The 16,362-nt window shown below is 57.8% G+C and carries 13 protein-coding genes; 9 read left to right on the forward strand and 4 right to left on the reverse strand.

The window, feature by feature from the left end; all coding sequences use genetic code 11:
* Window positions 1-192: 192 nt before the first annotated feature.
* From ACOYW0_RS05465 to ACOYW0_RS05475, 3 genes are read right to left on the reverse strand one after another with little or no spacing between them, the layout of a single operon-like run.
* On the reverse strand, window positions 193-1,185 hold the full coding sequence (locus ACOYW0_RS05465) for an alpha-L-glutamate ligase-like protein (protein WP_482417546.1): 993 nt from the start codon (window positions 1,183-1,185) through the stop codon (window positions 193-195).
* 2 nt (window positions 1,186-1,187) lie between these two features.
* Window positions 1,188-2,702 carry an inactive transglutaminase family protein gene (locus ACOYW0_RS05470; RefSeq protein ID WP_482417547.1) on the reverse strand — a complete coding sequence of 505 codons (1,515 nt, stop codon included), beginning with the start codon at window positions 2,700-2,702 and terminating at the stop codon, window positions 1,188-1,190.
* 1 nt (window position 2,703) lies between these two features.
* The gene (locus ACOYW0_RS05475) at window positions 2,704-3,333 is read right to left on the reverse strand and encodes an ATP-dependent zinc protease family protein (RefSeq protein WP_482417548.1); all 630 of its coding nucleotides are present in this window, start codon (window positions 3,331-3,333) and stop codon (window positions 2,704-2,706) included.
* 669 nt (window positions 3,334-4,002) lie between these two features.
* On the opposite strand from ACOYW0_RS05475, the gene ACOYW0_RS05480 reads away from it, so the two are divergent.
* From ACOYW0_RS05480 to dctP, 8 genes are all read left to right on the forward strand, one after another.
* The gene (locus ACOYW0_RS05480) at window positions 4,003-5,748 is read left to right on the forward strand and encodes a sigma-54 interaction domain-containing protein (protein ID WP_482417549.1); all 1,746 of its coding nucleotides are present in this window, start codon (window positions 4,003-4,005) and stop codon (window positions 5,746-5,748) included.
* 195 nt (window positions 5,749-5,943) lie between these two features.
* A complete protein-coding gene (dpaL, locus tag ACOYW0_RS05485; protein ID WP_482417550.1) occupies window positions 5,944-7,152 on the forward strand; it encodes a diaminopropionate ammonia-lyase in 1,209 nt (402 codons plus the stop codon).
* Between the two features lie 29 nt (window positions 7,153-7,181).
* Window positions 7,182-8,348 (forward strand): M24 family metallopeptidase, encoded by a 1,167-nt coding sequence (locus ACOYW0_RS05490; RefSeq protein WP_482417551.1) that lies wholly within the window; start codon window positions 7,182-7,184, stop codon window positions 8,346-8,348.
* 8 nt (window positions 8,349-8,356) lie between these two features.
* Window positions 8,357-9,598 carry a YgeY family selenium metabolism-linked hydrolase gene (locus ACOYW0_RS05495; RefSeq protein WP_482417552.1) on the forward strand — a complete coding sequence of 414 codons (1,242 nt, stop codon included), beginning with the start codon at window positions 8,357-8,359 and terminating at the stop codon, window positions 9,596-9,598.
* Window positions 9,582-10,352: a maleate cis-trans isomerase family protein gene (locus tag ACOYW0_RS05500; protein WP_482417553.1), complete on the forward strand. Its 771-nt coding sequence runs from the start codon at window positions 9,582-9,584 to the stop codon at window positions 10,350-10,352. Before ACOYW0_RS05495 ends, ACOYW0_RS05500 begins: the two co-directional genes overlap by 17 nt.
* A gap of 91 nt (window positions 10,353-10,443) precedes the next feature.
* Complete coding sequence (locus tag ACOYW0_RS05505; protein WP_180140178.1) at window positions 10,444-10,971, forward strand: TRAP transporter small permease; 528 nt, start codon at window positions 10,444-10,446, stop codon at window positions 10,969-10,971.
* Window positions 10,965-12,239 carry a TRAP transporter large permease gene (locus tag ACOYW0_RS05510; RefSeq protein ID WP_180140177.1) on the forward strand — a complete coding sequence of 425 codons (1,275 nt, stop codon included), beginning with the start codon at window positions 10,965-10,967 and terminating at the stop codon, window positions 12,237-12,239. The genes ACOYW0_RS05505 and ACOYW0_RS05510 overlap by 7 nt, the downstream gene beginning before the upstream one ends.
* A gap of 43 nt (window positions 12,240-12,282) precedes the next feature.
* Window positions 12,283-13,296, forward strand: coding sequence for a TRAP transporter substrate-binding protein DctP (gene dctP / locus ACOYW0_RS05515; RefSeq protein WP_482417554.1), 1,014 nt, complete (start codon window positions 12,283-12,285; stop codon window positions 13,294-13,296).
* Between the two features lie 627 nt (window positions 13,297-13,923).
* Here dctP and ACOYW0_RS05520 read toward each other — a convergent pair.
* Window positions 13,924-14,859 (reverse strand): LysR family transcriptional regulator, encoded by a 936-nt coding sequence (locus ACOYW0_RS05520; RefSeq protein ID WP_482417555.1) that lies wholly within the window; start codon window positions 14,857-14,859, stop codon window positions 13,924-13,926.
* A gap of 168 nt (window positions 14,860-15,027) precedes the next feature.
* Here ACOYW0_RS05520 and ACOYW0_RS05525 point away from each other — a divergent pair, with 168 nt between their 5' ends.
* On the forward strand, window positions 15,028-16,308 hold the full coding sequence (locus ACOYW0_RS05525) for an O-acetylhomoserine aminocarboxypropyltransferase/cysteine synthase family protein (protein ID WP_482417556.1): 1,281 nt from the start codon (window positions 15,028-15,030) through the stop codon (window positions 16,306-16,308).
* The last annotated feature ends 54 nt before the right edge of the window (window positions 16,309-16,362 follow it).

Here is a 16,362-nt window from a genome sequence, read left to right on the forward strand (position 1 = left end):
TCCTTTAACTAATCAATGTCCATAGAATGCCGCTGTGCTTTGCCCCTTGTCCTCTGGAGCGCCACACTCCTGTGCGGCATGGGTAGCGACGGACGAAAAAGCCGCACCGGAGTGCGGCGCTCCGGTGCGGTTGATTCTTCTCATTTTTTTTTGATGGTCGCGGCCAGACGAAAGCCAAGGCCCAAACGTCATTCAAAAAGAACTATGGAGGCAAGGCACAGAGGTCATGCCCCCTGTCTCCTTGGAAACCGAAAAAGCCTCCATGGAAAACTGCACCCTCTCCGAGGCATTTTTTTCTTTTGCCCCCTCCGCGTCCACACGATCCACCCGGGGTTGAAGACCATACCCGTTGGCAATCTGAATGGCAAGACCGGGCCGGGCGTTGAGTTCCAGGATCATGGGGCCCTTAAGCCGGTCCAGAACGATGTCCACCCCAAGGTACCCCAACCCGGTGATCTCGTAACACCGTGCGGCAAGGTCAAGAAAATCGCGCCATTGGGGCACAAACAGGGTGGAGAGTTCTTTTCCCGTGTCCGGGTGGTGGGTCACCTGGCGACTGAACTGCACGGCTTTCAGCGCCTCACCCGTGCCCACATCAATGCCCACGCCCACGGCGCCCTGGTGGAGGTTGGCCTTTCCATCGGAAGCTGCGGTGGAGAGCCGGGTCATGGCCATCACAGGGTACCCTTTGTAAACGATCACGCGGATGTCCGGCACCCCCTGGTAGGAGAAGCCCTCAAAGGCGTCGGAAAAATCCACCATCTCTTCGATCATGGCCACATCGCTGTGGCCGCCGAGGCTGAAGAGGCCGCTCAGGGTGTTGGAGGCATGGCGCTTGATCTCCCCGATGGTCACCCGATGCCCGTCGGGTTTCAGGAAATCCTGCCCGTGGCGCCCGCTGATGACGAGGATCCCTTTTCCCCCGCTGCCCCGGGACGGCTTGATGACAAAGGGCGGGCAGGTGTCCAGAAAGGATTCGAGCTCACGGACGTTGCCCTGGGTTTTGACCACCCCCAGGAGCCGTGGTGCGGAGATCCCCGCCTCTGCGAGGAGTCTCTTGGTTTTGAGCTTGTCATCCACGCTGGGGTAAAGCTGCCGCGGGTTGTTCCGGGCGATGAGCACCACGTTGCGCCGGTTCATGCCCACGACACCCGCTTTTTTTAATTTAAAGGGCGAGGTGAACATGATCACTCCCCCCCTGCAAGTGGCTCAAAGCGCCTCAACTCGGTGAGGCGGTAGCCGGAATAGCTCCCGATCATGATGATCGCGGCGAGCACCACCAGCAACAGCTCAGGAAAGGAATAGGTCAGGTGGCCGACGACCCTGTTTTGCATGACAAGGTAGACCATGGACGCGGAAAAAAGGCTGCCGCCGCCCTGGATAAAGACATCTTTGGGCCCCTCCTCCTCCCAGAGGACGGACATGCGCTCGATGGTCCATGAGATGATGATCATGGGGAAAAAGGTCACCATCAGCCCCGCCTCGAACCCCATGCGGATGCTGGCGACGCTCACCCCCACATAAATGAGGATGACAAAGACCAGGACCGCGGAAATCCTGGGAACAAGGAGCAAGTTCAGGCTGGAAAGATAAGACCGAAGGATCAGGCCGATGCCCACAATGATGACAAAAAGAGAGAGCCCCACCAGCAAATGGACCTGGAGAAAAACCAGGGCGATGAGGATCGGCATAAACGTCCCCGAGGTTTCAATCCCCACAAGGTTTCGGAGGATGACGATGACAAGGGCGCCGATGGGAATGAGAAGCAAAAGCTTGAAGACGTTCTGCTGGGCAATGGGGAGGCTGTAAATAGAAAAATCGATGAGCACATGGCCGGTGTATTTGCCATGCTGCACAGCAGCCTTCTGGGCGGCGATCTCATCGGCGATAACGGAAAACGAGATGTCTCCGCCGCTTCCCCCGATGATCTCAAGGATGGACTCCCCGTTCTGCTGCCATGCCAGGAATGCATCCCTGTTTTCCAGCTCTGCCGTTCGCGGATTGAACAGTTTGAACCCGGAGCCATCCTCTATTTCGACATAGCTTTTCAGCTTCTGTTTGGGCTTTTCCTCGTCAAGGTTGAGCCCTTTCACCATGCGGGCTTTGACCCCGGCTCTGGCCATCAGTCCACAGGCAAGGGGCACAACTCCCCCATAGGTATCGGCGTCGGTAAGGAGCAGTGAGGCGTTGTTGTTCATGGGGTCATTAAAGGCCTTTAAAATCGCCCTGGCCACCGCTTCACCGGAGGTGTTTTCACTTTGAGCGGCAAAGACGATGCCGTCGGCGGCCAGCTCATGGGGCTCTTTGAAAACTGGTGCCCCGGGGTATGTAACCTTCCCGCGGGGCGTTGCCTCACCGCCGCTGCGACGGTAGGTGGTGGACCTCAAAAACATTTTCTGGGGCCCATGCCTGTCTTCCGCTTTCCAGACAGTCCTGCCCCCTTTTTTCGAAACCACATACCCGGGGGTGACGGATTTTTTCTCCAGCACAGCCATGGTGTCGCTTCGATCGGGCCTGTTCACCGAGACCTCCACCGGGCCACCGTCGGCCACAAAGGAGATCGTTGCCTCAACGGTCCAGGCCCTCTGTTTTTCACCCGGTAAAAAAGGAAACCCCAGTTTGACATGTTTGTATACGGCTGCCCCCACACCCACAACAATCAGCACAACAACAATGGCGATGATCTGAATCCGCTCTTTCATTTTAATTCTCACTCATGGGGCTGGTTACATTCTTGCGGTTCACATCAACGACAAACTCACCCTGAAGATAATTTCGGCCGATGAGAACCTGGTACGAAAAGTCCGATCGATCGGTCAGGGAAAATTCATGATCAAAAGCAACTCCGCCCATCATGGTCTTAATCATCACCACGGGGCGTCTGAGGGACTCACCCGCATGACTGATGATGTTGACGCGCCGCAACACCGGGCACTGCAGGGGTACTTTCTCACCGCTGCGCCTGTCGGCCACCACAAAGCGCACCCATTTTTTTCCGTCACGCTCAAAGGGTTCGATCTCCGTGGCATCAATGGAAGAGGTGGTGGCCCCGGTGTCGATGCGTGCCGGCATGGTCACCCCGGACGGAACCAGGGTCACCGGCTCCACTTCTCCGATGATGCGAAGGCCGGAAAGGAGGTCAACGGCTGGGGCCTCCTGCGGTGTCAGAACAGGCGTCTTCGGTACCGACTTCTTGACCACAGACCTCTTGACCGGGGGCTCGTCAACTGATTTTTCAGGTGGATTCACTTCGGGAGAGACATCCGGTTCAGCCTCAGCTTCGGGCTCAGGGCTGACAACGGGCTCGATCACGGGTTTTATCACAGGTGCCACGGGCGGGCTGACCGTTGTGCATGAATAAAAAAATACCGGCATGAACAGAATGAAAAACACGCTTCGCCACGACAAGGGCATTTGATCCATTTTAATCCTCATAACCTTGGTACAACCAGTTCCTGTACAGATGCCCCCCACAATGATCCATCCGAAACGACGTAACCTTTCAAGGAACGATAATACACTGTTGTTCAGAGCCCACCACACCGAGGCCTCACGTCTAATTAAGCGGCTACACACCGAAATCAGCACTGACCTAAATGCCCCCGGCGATCATTATTGTCAAGGAACAATTGGCAAATCCCCCCCACGCAACCGCGTCTGCAGTGGAATAGCAGCCCTTCCCACGCCCGCATGGGGGATAAAAAAAACACGCGACGCGTCCCATGGAACACCCGGTGCTCATTTCCCGGTGCACCTGCACCAAAAACCATCACAAACCCGCCTTTTCTCAACCCCTGGATCACTCTCAACAATACTTCCCCATTTACCGCTTAAAAAAACCATAGCATGTAAAAGTTACCAATGTTCCCTCTTGACACCAACTCTATATTATCATGATTCTAAACGGCTTTCCGGTAAGGCCCTATTCCCCGGATCGCATACAAATGGTGTAAAGGCACAAGGGACCAAGGCACGTTGATAGACAAACAAGGAACCCGCGGTATGCTTTTAAAACTGCAGAAACAGATACAGTATTACGCCGAAACCATCTCAACGGTGACGGGGCTTGACGTGGATGTTGTGGACACCGACCTGATTCGCATTGCTGGAACGGGAAGGTGCGCCAAAGGAATTGGCGAGAGCATCAAAAACGCGGGCAACCTGCTCAAGACCACCCTTAAAGGGAGCAAGCCCCTTTTTATTGTCAATCCCAGGGAGAGCGAAATCTGCAAAGGCTGCCAGACCAAAGCCGACTGCCATGAACTCCTGTCTGTGTGTGCCCCCATTTCCGACGGCAAAACCACCTTCGGAGCCATCGACCTCATCTGTTTTTCCCAGGAAGCCCGGGAGCGGGTCCTGAGCCAGCGGGCCATCTATTTAAATTTTCTTTCCCTTCTTGCCATCAGCATCGCGGCCCGCGTCAATGAGCGCCAAGAGTTTGAAGACATCAGCGACCTGCTGGACATCATGAGCCAGGTGGTCAACACCAACAACAAGGGTACCCTGATCTACGATGCCAAGGGGGCCATCGTCTACCATAACGAACGAGCAAGGGAAATCCTGCACAAGACCCTGCCTTCGCAATTTGAGAATTTTTCCATTACCCCCACGGGGTGCACCTTCTCCGACCTGAACGAATACACCGTGGAACAGGAAAACAGGCAACAGCTCATCGTGGGCAAGTACGTGGAGCCCAAGTCCGCTGCCAGCCGGTTTTCCAAGGTCTTTGTCTTCGACACCATCCAGTCGGTCATATCCCACAGCCCCCAGGGATCCGCCCCCAGCTTCGACAGCAGCCTGGACAACATCATCGGTCAATCCCCGCTCCTGCTCCAGTTGAAAGAGCAGATCACGGCCACGGGCAACACCCGCTCCTCGGTGCTCATCACAGGGGAGAGCGGCACTGGCAAAGAGCTTGTGGCCCGGGCCATCCACGCCATCGGGGACAGGGCAGACGCCCCGTTTATCGCCATCAACTGCGGGGCCATCCCGGACACCCTGCTGGAAAGCGAGCTCTTCGGCTACGTGGGCGGCGCCTTTACCGGGGCCTTGAGCAAGGGGCAGATCGGCAAATTCGAGCTGGCCGAAGGGGGGGTGCTCTTTTTGGACGAAATCGGCTCCATGCCCCTGTACCTGCAGGTCAAGCTCCTTCGGGTCCTCCAGGAGCGGACCATCACCCGCCTCGGGGCCACCCGCCCCGTCTCCGTGGATATCCGCGTCATCGCCGCCTGCAACGACAACCTTCAGGAACTCATGGCCCAGAACATGTTCCGAAGCGACCTCTATTACCGCTTAAATGTCATCCCCCTGCACACGCCCCCTCTGCGCCAGCGCCTCGGGGACCTGGACCTGCTCGTGGACCACTTTATCAGCAAATACTGCACCCTCTTCGGCAAAAAGCGGTTTACCCTGCCCACCCCCATCGTCCAGAAGATGCGGGACTATGACTGGCCCGGCAACATCCGTGAGCTGGAGAACACCATCGAATACCTGGTCAACATGGTCTCGGACCAGGGGGAGATCAACCAGTCCACCCTCCACGCCGGTTTTTTGCAAAATGAGAATCTTTCTCCTAAAGCGCCCCCTGAGCCCGATCCCCAGCAGCCCGTCATCCCCTTGAAAGCCCTTGAGCACCAGGCCATTATGCGTGCCCTGGCCTATTACGGAGACACCACAAAGGGGAAAAAGCAAGCGGCCAAGGCCCTGGGGGTCAGCCTGGCGACACTCTACCGAAAAATTGAGAAATAGGCGCCTTGCCCCACAACGATTCGCAAGATGAGAAACTTCTCAGATTGCGAATCATGCCCGGCCCGTCAAAAAGGCGCTCAATTTCGTTTAACCTATTGAAAGCGCGAAATATCTCCTTCGAAAGCCTGATTTGGCATACTCTCTGCAATACTTCCTTGCCGTTCACAATCAAGCTTACCAAAAAGGAGAAACACGTTGTCGAAAGTCGATATCAAGTTTAACGAGAATCCAAAGGCTCCCGACGCCGGAGCCGATGTCTCCATATTAAGCCGGGAGATCGCAGAGAAGGTGCGCAGGTTCCACAGCACCTTTGACACGTATGCCCCCACCCCCCTTGCACGACTCACCCACCTCGCCGACCACCTTGGTTTAGGGGAAATCCTGGTCAAGGATGAATCCTACCGGTTCAACTTAAACGCATTCAAGGTCCTGGGCGGCACCTACGCCGTGGGCAAGCTCCTCGCCCAGAAGCTGGGCAAAGAGATCGACGAGGTCAGCTGCAACGAGCTGCGCTCCGAAGAGACCCGCAAAGCCGTGGGCGACATCACCTTTGCCTCCACCACCGACGGCAACCACGGAAGAGGACTGGCCTGGGCCGCCCAGCAGTTCGACCAGAAAGCCATCATCTACATGCCTAAAGGGTCCGACCCCATCCGGCGGGACAACATCCGCACCCTGGGCGCCGAGTGCACCATCTCCGAGCTCTACTACGACGACTGCGTGCGCATGGCCTGGGACACGGCCCAGAAAAACGGCTGGCTCACCGTCCAAGACACCTCCTGGGAAGGCTACGAAGAGATCCCCACCTCCATCATGCAGGGATACACCACCCTGGCCCTGGAAGCCCTGGAACAGATGCAGGCCATGGGCGTCAACCGCCCCACCCACGTGCTGCTCCAGGCAGGGGTAGGCTGCTTTGCCGGGGCCATGCTGGGCTTTTTCATGTCCGTGTTCGGAAAAGACGCCCCCACCTTCATCATCGTGGAACCCGAGGCAGCCAACTGCTTTTACGTCTCCGCCTGCGAAAACGACGGCACCCCCCACGCTGTGACCGGTTCCCTTGCCACCCTCATGGCGGGCCTGGCCTGCGGCGAGCCCAACATCACCAGCTGGGAGATGCTGCGCGACTACCCCATGGCCTATGCTTCCTGCTCCGACGACATCGCCGCCAAAGGAATGCGCATCCTGGGCGCTCCCATGAAGGGCGACCCCCAGGTCATCTCCGGAGAGTCCGGTGCCGCCACCACAGGGTTCCTGCAGTGGGTGATGCAAGAGGAAGAGGGCCGGGAAGCACGTGAAAAACTGGGCCTTACCAAAGACGCAAAGGTCCTTTGCATCAACACCGAAGGAGATACCTCGCCTGAGACCTACCGCGACGTGGTGTGGTTCGGACGAGACAACTAATCCACCAGAGTGATTTTAGGATAGAAACGATGAGCATACTCGAATCTGGATTCACCGCTGAAGAGTTTGAAACGCGTACCGCCCGCATGCAGAAAGTCATGCAGGAGAAAAAGCTGGACGCCGTCTTTCTCACCACCGAGGCCAACGTCCGCTACTTCACCGGTTTTTACACCCAATTCTGGGAGAGCCCCACCCGGCCCTGGTTTCTGGTCATTCCCCTGGAGGGAAAACCGGTTGCCGTGATCCCCGGCATCGGTGAAAGCGGCATGCGCAGCACCTGGCTGGACCACGTCCTCACCTGGTCCTCCCCCAACCCCGAGGACGACGGCATCTCCCTGGTGGCGGGTGTCGTCAACTCCCTGCCCACCCGCTTCGGCCGCATCGGTGCCACCCTTGGCCAGGAGTCTTACCTTCGCATGCCCACGGCGGATTACCTGAAGCTGGCCTCCCTTGTGGACGGAAAAGAGTTTGTGGACATCGCCTATGAGATGCACCACCTGCGCGCCATCAAGTCCCCGGCGGAGATTGCCAAGATCAAAAGGGCCTGCGAGATCGCCGGCCACGGCTTCGACATGCTCCCCACCCACGCCAAAATCGGCCAGACCGAGCAGGAGATCTGCCGCCAGATGCGGATCAACATGCTGAACCACGGCGCCGAATTCGTCAAATACCTCATCTCCGGCTCCGGCCCCGACGGCTACGACAGCATCATCATGGGCCCCACCCCCCGCCGCATTGAAGAGGGTGACGTGCTGATCATCGATGTGGGGGCGGTGCACGACGGGTATTTCTCGGACTTTGACCGCAACTTTGCCTTCGGCCACTGCAGCGACGAGACCCAGCGCGCCTACGACTGCGTGTATGAAGCAACGGAAGCCGGCCTGAAGGTGGCCCGCCCCGGAGCCACCACCACGGATATCTACAACGCCATGTGGAGCGTCATGGAAGAAGGCGGCGCCCTGGGCAGCGGCGTGGGACGCCTCGGCCACGGCCTCGGCAGCCAGCTGACGGAGTGGCCCTCCAACACGGCCACGGACAACACCACGCTGGAGGCGGGCATGGTCATCACCCTGGAACCCGGCATGGTCTATGCCCCGGGCAAGGAGATGGTGCACGAAGAGAACATTGTGATCACGGAAGATGGCGCCGAACTGCTCTCCCCCAGGGCCGCCGAACACATGGTGATTATAAAATAGGAATCGTGATGTCTGATATGTATGAAAAAATCGTGTCCCGCACCGAGGATTATGCCCGGAACATCTGTGAGTTTGCCAGTGAACTCATCAAAACCGAAAGCCTCTCCGGCAACGAGCAAGGGGTTGCCGCCCTCGTTGAGGGCAAGATGCGGGAGCTGGGTTTTGATGAGGTTACCGTGGACCCCATGGGCAACGTCCGCGGCTCCGTGGGAACCGGCAAGACCCTCATCGCAGCGGACGGGCATATGGACACCGTGGGTGCGGGCAACCGCGACCAGTGGTCGCGCCCTCCCTTTTCCGGTGAGCAGGACGACACCTGCCTCTACGGTCGCGGGGCCTCGGACATGAAAGCGGCCATCGCGTCCATGGTCTACGCGGGAAAGGTCCTGCAAGACCTCTCCCTCACCGACCAGTTCACCTACATGGTCTGCGCCACGGTGCAGGAAGAGCCCTGCGAGGGGCTGGCATGGGAATACCTCATCGAAAACGAAGGGGTGTCCCCTGACGTTGTCATCATTGCAGAGCCCAGCGACGACCGGATCTCCCTTGCCCAGAAAGGCCGCATGGAGCTCAAAATCTCCGTCACAGGCAAAAGCGCCCATGCCTCCGCCCCCCACATGGGGGACAACGCCATCTACGCCATGGCAAAGATCGTGTCCGAACTGGAAGCACTGAGCACCAACCTCACCATCGAAGACGAGGACCTGGGCAAAGGCACCCTGGTGGTCTCGGAGATGATCTCCGGCGCGCCGTCCCGCTCCTCCGTGGCGGATTACTGCGAACTGACCATCGACCGGCGGCTGACATGGGGGGAGTCTCCCCAGTATGCCCTGGAACAGGTGCAGCAGCTGCCTTCGGTTCAGGCGGCCCGGGCAACCGTTGAGTTCCACACCTTTGAAGAGCCGTCCTACACAGGGCTTGTCCCCTGCAAAGAGTGCACCTTCCCCGCCTGGAAAATCGAAAGGGACCACGTGGTCACCCGCAGCACGGTCAAGGCCTACGAGGGGCTGTTCAACACACCGCCCACGCTGACAACCTGGCCGTTTTCCACCAACGGCGTCGCCATCATGGGCAAGCACGGCATCCCCGTCATCGGCTACGGCCCAGGTGTGATCGCGGCATGCCACGTGCCCGACGAATACGTGGAAAAAAAGCAGGTGCTGCGTGCCACCATGATGTACGCCGCCATGTGCGCAACCTACGCAGCCGAGATCAATAAGGAGGGCGTATCCCATGCTCAGCCAGTCTGATTACGAAGCAAGTGAACTCTTTCTGGACCATACCAAGGCTCCCCGCCCGGACAAGGTGCATATCGGGCTGGTGCAGCTTTCAACGGACCATTCCATTGAAAGAGACCTGAACATGCTGGTGGGCTCGTCTGCCATGGTCTTCAGCAACCGGGTCTACTACTCAAGCTCCATGACCAAAGAGGCCCTGGCTGAGATTTCCCGGGGCATCACCCAGTCTGCCGAACTCATCGCAACCGGGCTTCCCATGGACGTCATGGCCTTCGGCTGCACCTCGGCCTCCATTGTCATCGGCAATGACAAAATCCGGGAGCTGCTCACCACAAACAACCCGGGGATCCCCGCAACAAACCCGTGGGCCGGAGCCCTTGCCGCCTTCAAGCATCTGAAGGCCAGGCGGGTCTCCATCTTTTCGCCCTACCCCACGGAGGTGAACTACCCGCTCTATCAGCAGCTTGAAGCAGAAGGCCTTGAAGTGCCCACCATCGGGGCGCTGCGCATCGAAAAAGACACCGACATCACCACGGTCTCCTTTGACTCGATGCTGGAAGGAGCCAGGCGCATCCTGGCCCAGGCCCCCACGGACGCCCTGTTTATGTCCTGCACCAATTTGCGCGCATTAGAGCACATTGAAGAGATTGAGGCTGAAGTTGGAGTTCCCGTTGTCACAAGCACCCAGGCCATGTTCTGGCATGCCATGACCCTTGCGGGAAAACAGCCCGAAATAAAAGGATTCGGACAGTTGCTGGCAGGTTAAAGCAATGAGGCTTTGACTGCCGTACAACCTGTTTTTGGTAAAGATACCATGTGTAACGTACCCGAGGGGAATGGGGTAAAGAGGAGAATGCATGAAACTTTTTTGGAAACTTGACGACCTCATTGCATTGATTACGGAGTGGGTCCTGGCCAGCGGCGTTTTGTTCATGGCCGGCCTCCTGATTTGCAATGTCGTCTCCCGCAAGCTGTTTATGAAAAGCATGGCGTCGGCCGACGAGCTCGGCGGGTCGCTGCTTATTCTCGTGACATTCAGCGGCATAGGCTATGCCGCCCGCAAGGGACGCCACATCCGCATGACGGCGATTTTCGACACGCTGTCCCCCAAGATTAAAAAAGCACTGATGATCTTCATCTCGTTTGTGACCATGGCCACGTACATCTACGTCTGCTCCATCGCTCTCGACTACATTGAATACACCAAGATGCTGGGCAAGGTGACCTCCGCCCTTGAAATGCCGGACTGGATTCGCGCCGCCGTCGTACCCGTAGGGTTCGGCCTCGGGGCCATCCAATACCTGATGAACATCATCATCAACATCAAAGAACCCGAGCTCTACGTGGGAACGGAAAAGCCCGAGGGGGAGGACACAGAATGCTGATTCTTTTTGGTTTAATGCTTCTCTTGCTGCTCATGGGATTCCCCATGATGATGACCATGCTTCTTTCCACCATTGTGTATATCAGCCTGTACACGCCCATGGTTCAGCCCTTCATCATCGTTCAGCAGATGATCCTGGGCGTTCAGGCACCGGTGCTCATGGCCATCCCCATGTTCATCCTCGCCGCCGATATCATGTGCAAGGGGCAGACATCGGAACGTCTGCTCGATTTTGTGGAAAGCCTGGTGGGTCACCTGAGCGGCGGCCTGGCCTCCACCACCTCCATCACCTGCGCCCTGTTCGGCGCGGTGTCCGGCTCCACCCAGGCAACGGTTGTGGCCGTGGGGTCTCCGGTTCGGCAAAAACTCCTGGACAGGGGCTACAGCGACAGCGAAGCCCTGGCGCTGATCATCAACTCCAGTAACCTGGCCTACCTCATTCCCCCCAGCCTGGGGATGATCGTCTACGGGGTGGCAAGCGGCGCGTCCATCGGAGAGTTGTTCATCGCAGGCATCGGTCCCGCCGTGGTCATCATCGCCCTTTTTGCCGCGTACAACGTGTTCTACGCAAAGCGCAACAACATCCCCCGCCTGCCCAAGGCATCCGCCGCAGAGCGCCTGGCAGCCACCAAACGCTGCATCCTGCCCTTCGGCTTTCCCGTCATCATCATGGGCGGCATCTACTCGGGTATCTTCAGCCCCACGGAAGCAGCGGCCGCAAGCGTCCTGTACGCGGCCTTTGTGGAGATGATCATCTACAAATCCGTCAAAATGAAAGATCTCTACGAGATCGCCCTTTCCACCGGCGTGCTCACCACCGTCGTGTTCATTCTGGTGGCAGTGGGCCAATGCTTCTCCTGGGTCATCTCCTACGACCGTATCCCCCAGATGCTGACCCAGGGCCTCCTCGGGGAGTCGGCCTCTGTCTTTCTCATCCTGCTCACCGTCAACATCGTCTTCTTTGTCGGGTGCATGTTTGTGGAGGCCGTGGTCGTCATCCTGATCCTGACCCCCATCTTTGCCCCCATCGCCCATGCCGCAGGCATCAACCTGGTGCACCTGGGTGTCCTGATTACCCTGCAGGTCGCCATCGGCTCCGGCACACCGCCTTTCGGCACAAGTATCTTCACCTGCTGTGCCATCTTCGACAAACCGTACCTTGAAGTCATTCGAAACGAAGGGCCGTATATCGCCATCCTGCTCTTTGCCTGTTTCCTGATTTCCGCGTTTCCCGAAATTTCATTGTTCCTGGGAGGGTTGATGAAGTAATTCATCAATTTGAAATAATAGATCATTTACTTAGGAGTGAGAGATGAAAAAGTTTTGTACGCTTGGTTTGATGCTGTTGATTGTGTTTGCCGGTGCGCTTCCCGCATCTGCCAAACGAGGAACCTACACCTTTAAGATTACCCACGAAGAGTACGCGGACACCGTACCGGACAAATACGCCAAGGAGTTTGCCCGCCGCGTAACGGAAAAAAGTGACGGCCGAATCACGTTTGAGATTTTCCAGGTGGGCCAGCTTGGCGTCGGCGTGGACCTGGTGGAGCACCTGCTCACCGGCTCCACCCAGATGGCCATCGTCAGCCCCGGCAACGTCTCCACCATCGTGCCCGAAGGCCAGATGTTCGCCCTGCACTTCCTGCTGCCCTCCAGCGTGGAAAAAGCCTACGAGTTCCTGGCCAAAAGCCAGGTGGTCAAAAAGGACCTCGCCGGTGCCTACGCTGAAAAGAGCCTGCGCCTCATGGACCTGTGGCCCCTGGGCGCAAGCGACTGGCTGAGCGACAAAAAGATCATGGGCCCCGCAGACTTCAAAGGCCTGCCCTTCCGCACCATGGACACCCCGCTCATCATCAAAAACTACGAAGCCTACAACGCCAACCCCACGCCGGTCTCCTACACCGACGTGTACAGCGCCCTTCAGCTGAACATGGTGGACGGCGTGGAAAACCCCCTGGGCGCCCTGGTGGACATGAAATGGTACGAAGTTCAGAAGTACCTCATCATGTCCAACCACATCATGTACCTCGAAGGCGTGTTCATGAACGACCGCTTCTTCAAGTCCCTGCCCAAGGACCTGCAGAAGATCCTCACCGAAACCGTCGCCGAGATGCGTGACTACGCCTACGACCTCCAGAAGGAAGCCAACGAAAAAGCAGCCGAGGTCCTGGCCAAGCACACCGAGCGCGTGGACCTGACCCCTGAGCAGCATGAAGCCTTCCGCAAAGCAGCCCTGCCCGTCCGCGACTACTACAAAAAAGCGCTGAGCAAGCGCTGCGCAGCCATGCTGGAAAAACTCGAAAAAGAGCTGGCTGAGTTCGAATAACCCCCACTCCATGTAAACCAGCCGGGGTATGCCATCATACCCCGGCTTCGCCACCCATTTCGCCGAAAACTGCCAAGTGAACGATGCCTCCGGCGGCCCTGCCGGGGGCCAAACTTTTGAAAAGTTTGACAAACAGCTTTTAAAAAAAGATTCCGTTCGAGCTAAATCAAAGGCAAATGTGACTTTCCCTGTGCAGCGAAGAGAAAAGCACATTCGAAACCAGCTTTTCTCGCTCCCAGGCTCTGCCTGGGAGTGTCGTTTGCAAGGCTCCGCCTTGCAGGTCTGTATCGCTGCACAATGAACAAATATACAGGGGTTATGCGAGCTCAATCGTGGAGGCAGAGCCTCCGTGCGTCATTCCCAGGCGGAGCCTGGGAACGAAAGTTAGCTTCACGGCATCCTGTTTTTTCTCGCTCCAAGGCTCTGCCCGGGGGTGTCCATTGCAAGGCTCCGCCTTGCAGGTGTGTATCGCTGCATATATGGACAAATATACAGGGCTATGCGAGCTCAATCGTGGAGGCAGAGCCTCCGTGCGTCATTCCCAGGCGGAGCCTGGGAACGAAAGCTAACTTCACGGCATCCTGTTTTTTTCTCGCTCCCAGGCTCTGCCTGGGAGTGTCCCACCGCCTACCGGGATACCTCCCGCAGCGCCTCCCTGAAATACGACTGGGCTGTCTTCTCCGTAAAGGTGGGGACCTTGTCCTGGAGCTGGACCAGGGAGATCTTGTTGACGATCTCCCGCTTGCCCGTGCTGACGGGGATGACGGTTCCCTGCCGGAGCTGGTCCCGGACGGCGTTTCGGGTCACCACGCCCAGGCCCATGTCGCTTTCGATGGCCGAACGCACGGCCTGGACGCTGTCCACGGTGAGGACCACGTTGGGTCTCACCGACTGTTTGCCGAAGTGGTGCCGAAACCAGCCGTTAAGGGCCTGGTGACTGCGCTCGTAAGAGATAAAATCCTGGGAGAGGATGTGGTCCGGGGAGAGGTTCTCCTTGAGACGGGTGTGGAAATAGACCGCCGAACAGGCCAGAATCACCTCCTCATCGATGATCGGCTCCACATGATAGGTCCCCAGATCCGCCACGTATTTCCTCTGGCTTGCAAAAAGATCCACCATGGCAAAATCGAGCTCCCCGCCCTTGACCATGGCAAGGAGCCTCTCGGAATTGCCCAGGGTCAGGGAAAAGGTCACCTCTCCGTATTGCTTCCGAAATGACGCCATCACCTTCGGGAAAAAGGCCTTGCCGAACTCCACGGGTGCCCCGATGCGCAAAAGCCCGGACGGCTCATCCTTCCCGTTTTGAAAAAGCGTCAACCCCGCCTGCAACTCTCCTAAGAACGGCTTGAGGATCGCAAACAGCCTGTCCGCCTCCACCGTGGGCACAAGCCGTTTGTGCATCCGTGTGAAGAGCCGCACCCTGATCTCCTGCTCCAGCTTTTTCAGATGCTGGCTCACGGCCGACGGGGTGACGTTGAGCTCCTTTGCCGCCCCCCCGATGCTTTGCCTGCTGTAGATGCAATAAAACACCTTGAGTCGGTTGAAATCGATATCGTTTAGCATAACTTAACCTATGGTTTAATTCGTTTAAGTTTACTTGATTATGCATGTGGGGTAATTTGTCAATTGAAAAACGGCGAACACTTAGGCTAAAACCGATGCGTGCACTTTCCCGCCTCAAAGGGAAACCTACGGCAATAACGATTCACCACGCTTACACGGGATGTTCATATGGATACGACACGCTGGAATATCGAGACAAAGGCAGTTCAATGCGGGTTTACTCCCAAAAACGGAGAGCCCCGCGTCACCCCCATCGTACAGAGCACCACCTACAAGTACGACACGTGCAAAGAGATCGCAGACCTCTTCGACCTCAAGGTCCCCGGGCACATGTACTCACGCATCAGCAACCCCACGGTGGAAGTCCTTGAAAACAAAATGGCGGCCCTGGAAGGCGGCGTGGGGGCCCTGGCCCTCTCATCGGGCCAGTCCGCGTCCACGGTGTCCATCCTCAATATCTGTGAAGCGGGCGACCACTTCGTGGCCCTGTCCACCCTCTACGGCGGCACCTTCAACCTCTTCAAGCACACCCTGAAGAAAATGGGCGTCGACATGACCTTTGTGGACCCCGCCGCCCCTGTGGATGAGATCAAAAAAGCCTTCAAGCCCAACACCAAGCTGCTCTTCGGCGAGTCCTTGTCCAACCCGGGAACCCAGGTTCTGGACTTCGACAAGTTCGCCGCCATCGCCAAGGCCATGGGCGTCCCCTTTATCGTGGACAACACCTTCCCCACGCCTTGCCTGTGCCGCCCCCTGGAGCACGGGGCAGACATCGTGATCCACTCCACCACCAAGTACACCGACGGCCACGCCACCAGCGTGGGGGGCATCATCGTGGACGGCGGCTCCTTTGACTGGAACAACGGCAAGTTCCCCGGCCTCACCGAACCCGACGAATCCTACCACGGCCTCAGCTACACCGAGACCTTCGGCAACCAGGCCTATATCGTGAAGGCGCGGGTCCAGTGGATCCGGGACCTGGGGTGCTACATGTCCCCCCAGAATGCCTTTCTCACCAACAAGGGCCTGGAGACCCTCCACCTGCGCATGGAGCGCCACAGCAGCAACGCCCTGGCCCTGGCCGAGTTCCTGGAAAACCACCCGTCCGTTGAGTGGGTCAAGTATCCCCTCCTTAAAAGCGACCCCAACCACGACCTCTGCAAAAAGTACATGAAAGCGGGCAGCGGGGTCCTCACCTTCGGTCCCAAAGGGGGCAGAGACGCCGCAGAGCGCCTCATGAACAGCCTTCAGCTGGCCGAGATCGTGGTCCACGTGGCCGATGTCCGCACCGGCGTCCTGCACCCCGCCAGCATGACCCACCGCCAGCTCAGCGACGAAGACCAGATCAAGGCCGGTGTCCTGCCGGAGTTGATCCGTATCACCGTGGGCATCGAGCACATCGACGACATCATCGCCGACTTCTCCCAGGCTTTGGACAGCATGGGTTAAAAGGAATGCCTCCGGCGGCAAGGTGAGCCACCTTGAAAGCAGGTTACCGCCGGG

Source organism: Desulfoluna sp. HI9BLuna, from assembly GCF_056829775.1.